This is a genomic window from Halomonas sp. ND22Bw, assembly GCF_003011945.1.
GTDB lineage: Bacteria > Pseudomonadota > Gammaproteobacteria > Pseudomonadales > Halomonadaceae > Halomonas > Halomonas halophila.
The window spans coordinates 1-295 of the sequence record NZ_PXWD01000578.1 but is presented as its reverse complement, the minus strand read 5'-3'; the positions used below and the strand labels follow the sequence as shown (position 1 = coordinate 295).

The 295-nt window shown below is 71.9% G+C and carries 1 protein-coding gene; it reads right to left on the bottom strand.

What is annotated here, in order from left to right:
• Positions 1 to 295, bottom strand: a 295-nt coding sequence (locus tag CVH10_RS19455) for a dephospho-CoA kinase (protein WP_146143110.1), incomplete at both ends; no start/stop codon positions are given.

Sequence of the window (295 nt, the reverse complement as noted above, 5' to 3'; positions counted from 1 at the left end):
TCGCCACCCGTTTCGAACAACAGTGGCACGTCGAACACCAGCATCGGCGCATCGGCGTGGCGCGCCAGGAATGCCGCACGTTCCGCCCCCACCGCGGGATGGACGATCGCCTCCAGCGCCTTCATCGCCGCATCATCACCCAGCACCGCCGCGCCCAGCGCCGCGCGATCGACCCCCTCCGCCCCGGTGGTGCCGGGAAAGCGTGCCTCGATCGCCGCGACCAGCGCCCCCCCCGGCCCCTGCAGGCGATGGACAGCGGCATCCGCATCGAACACCGGCACACCCTGATCGGCGA